The 3,153-nt window shown below is 73.1% G+C and carries 3 protein-coding genes; all 3 read left to right on the top strand.

Translation table 11 applies throughout. The features are described 5' to 3' along the window. Positions 1-287: 287 nt before the first annotated feature. Positions 288-1,073, top strand: coding sequence for an SDR family oxidoreductase (locus tag VGO20_RS08555; RefSeq protein WP_327501900.1), 786 nt, complete (start codon positions 288-290; stop codon positions 1,071-1,073). Between the two features lie 2 nt (positions 1,074-1,075). Continuing rightward, entirely contained in the window at positions 1,076-2,674 is a 1,599-nt protein-coding gene (locus VGO20_RS08550; RefSeq protein ID WP_327501899.1) for an alpha-amylase family glycosyl hydrolase, read from the top strand. A 33-nt stretch (positions 2,675-2,707) separates the two neighbouring features. After that, the coding region (locus VGO20_RS08545) for a GAF domain-containing protein (RefSeq protein ID WP_327501898.1) at positions 2,708-3,153 on the top strand (446 nt) is incomplete at its 3' end.

The following is a 3,153-nucleotide window of genomic DNA, read 5'->3' as shown; positions in this document are numbered from 1 at the left end:
CCGGGGGCGTCAAGCCCGAAGCCGCCGAAGGCGGGGGCGCGCAGCGCCCGGCTTTACGCCCCTGGACCGACGAGGCCATCATCACCCTCGGCTCAAGCCGTTGCTCTCGCCCTTGACTCAACGGTGGGGAGTCCTCTCCCGTTGCACGGGAGAGGGGATATTCGCGCCGGTGCCGTTCCTCTCCCGGCCCGGGAGCGAAGTAGCAGGGTCGCGGGCCGGCCGCGACGATCACGGAACCGCTCCGCGCCGCGCCGGTTGGCGCATCAGGCAGCGGAGGGAGCGGAGCCATGGAACTGCGGGACAAGGTGGCCCTGGTCACGGGCGCCGGGTCGGGCATCGGCAAGGCGGCGGCCGTGCTGTTCGCGCGCGAGGGCGCCAGGGTCGGCGTCCTCAGCCGGACGGAGGAGGAGGTCCGCAGCACCGCGGACGAGATCCGCTCGGCCGGCGGCGAGGCGGTGGCCCTCGTCGCCGACGTCGCCGACGCCGCGGCGATGGAGCAGGCCGTCCGGCGCCTGGCCGGGGAATGGGGCCGCCTCGACGTCGTGTTCGCCAATGCCGGCATCAACGGCGTGTGGGCGCCGATCGATGAGCTGGCGCCCGAGGAATGGGACCGGACCGTCGCGATCAACCTGCGCGGCACCTACCTGACGCTCCACTACGCGGTCCCGCACCTCAAGAAGGCGGGCGGAGGGTCGGTGATCGTGACGTCCTCGATCAACGGCACCCGGGTGTTCAGCAATGCCGGGGCGACCGCCTATTCCTGCACCAAGGCGGCGCAGCTGGCGATGACGAAGATGCTGGCGCTCGAGCTCGCCAAGCACCGCATCCGCGTCAACGTGATCTGCCCCGGCGCGATCGACACCGAGATCTCCGACAACACCGAGCAGCGCTCGCTCGACGAGGCCGGGGAGCCGATGGAGTTCCCCCAGGGTGAGATCCCGCTGACGGACGACCGGCCGGGCACCAGCTTCGACGTCGCCGAACTGGCGCTGTTCCTGGCCTCCGACCGCTCCCGGCACGTGACCGGGACGCCGGTCTGGATCGACGGGGCGCAATCCCTGCTGCAGGGATGAGCGTGGACGACGATACCCGGTGGTGGCGGCACGGGACCGTCTACCAGGTCTATCCGCGCTCGTTCCAGGACAGCGACGGCGACGGGGTCGGCGACCTGCCGGGCTTGGCCGCGCGCCTCGACCACCTGGTCCGGCTCGGCGTGGACGCGGTCTGGGTCTCGCCGGTCTACCCGTCGCCCATGGCCGATTTCGGCTACGACGTCAGCGACCACACCGACATCGACCCGGTGTTCGGGACGCTCGCGGACATGGACGGGCTGATCGCGGCGGCCCATGGGCGGGGCCTGCGGGTGATCCTCGACTACGTGCCCAACCACACCTCCGACCGGCATCCGTGGTTCCGGGCCAGCCGCTCGTCCCGCGCCGATCCCAGGCGCGACTGGTACGTCTGGCGCGATCCCGGCCCGGATGGCGGGCCGCCGAACAACTGGCTGTCGGAGTTCGGCGGCAGCGCCTGGACCCGGGACGAGGCGAGCGGCCAATACTACTACCACGCCTACCTGAAGGAGCAGCCGGACCTGAACTGGCGCAACCCCGGGGTCCGGGACGCGATGCTGGACGTGCTGCGCTTCTGGCTGGAACGCGGCGTGGACGGCTTCCGGGTCGACGCGATCCACCATCTGTTCGAGGACGAGGGGCTGCGCGACAACCCGCCGAACCCGGACTGGCGGCCGGGGACGTCGCCGGCGCGCCGCCTGCTGCGGACCCGGACCATGGACCAGCCGGAAGTGCACGACGCGATCGCCGCGATGCGGCGCGTCGCGGACGCCTACGGCCCCGGCCGGCTGCTGATCGGCGAGGCCTACCTGCCGATCGACCGGCTGATGGCCTATTACGGCGCCGACCTGTCGGGGTTCCACCTGCCCTTCAACTTCCACCTGATCTCGACCCCCTGGAACGCCGCGGCGGTCGCGGCCCTGGTCCGGGCCTACGAGGCGGCGCTGCCGCCGGGCGGCTGGCCGAACTGGGTACTCGGCAACCACGACCGGTCGAGGGTCGCGAGCCGGCTCGGCCCGGCGCAGGCGCGCGTGGCGGCGATGCTGCTGCTGACCCTGCGCGGCACGCCGACGATCTACCAGGGCGACGAGATCGGGATGGCCGACGTGCCGATCCCGCCCGAGCGGGTCCAGGACCCGTGGGAGCGCAACGTCCCCGGCATCGGCCTCGGCCGCGACCCGGTGCGGGTCCCGATCCCGTGGGACGCGGGACCGAAGGCGGGCTTCACGACCGGCGAGCCCTGGCTGCCGCTGCCGCCCGGCCACCGGGAGGACAATGTCGAGGCCCAGGGCGCCGACCCGCGCTCGATGCTGTCGCTGCACCGGGCCCTGCTCGCCCTGCGCCGGGCCGAGCCGGTGCTGGCGGCCGGCGGCTATGACCGGGTCGAGGCGCTGGGCGGCGTGCTGGCCTTCGAGCGCCGCCACGCCCGCGCGCGGGCGCTGGTCGTGCTGAACATGACCGGCATGCCGCAGGCCGTGGCGGCGCCGCCCGGAGGGGGACGGATTTGGCTCTCGACAGGCCTCGACCGCGGGGGTGAGATGGTCGGCGAAACGGTCCGGCTGCGGGCGGACGAGGGGCTGGTGATCGGCCTCCCGCCCGCCTGAGGCCGGCCCGACGGACGCCGAAGGAACCCCCGCATGCCTGCCGATGCCGACCGCTTCCTGTCCGCCCTGGCCGAGCCCGGCCAGCCCGCCGCCGCGTGGCGCGCCCTGGAGGCGATCGCGCGCGAGCGGGTCGGCGCGAAGCTGTTCACGGTGATGGCCTACGACGATGCGACCCGCATGGCGCAGCGCCTCCACACCAGCGACCCCGCCGCCTATCCGGTGTCGGGCCGCAAGCCGCTGCCGGTCGGCCCCTGGTCCGAGACGGTCGTCGACCGCCGGGAGCCCTTCGTCGCCAACACGATCGAGGCGATCGCGGAGGTGTTCCCCGACCACGCGCTGATCGACAGCCTGGGCTGCCGGTCGGTCGTGAACGTGCCGGTCGTCTTCGACGGCGCCGTGATCGGCACCGTGAACCTGCTGCACGAGGAAGGCTTCTACACGCCCGGGCGGGTCCGGGCCGCGATGGAGCTGCGGCTCTA

This window comes from Arenibaculum sp. (genome assembly GCF_035998295.1).
Taxonomy (GTDB): domain Bacteria; phylum Pseudomonadota; class Alphaproteobacteria; order Azospirillales; family Azospirillaceae; genus DASYHS01.
Note: the sequence above shows the minus strand (reverse complement) of the source record. Positions and strands in the feature narration are given on the sequence as shown.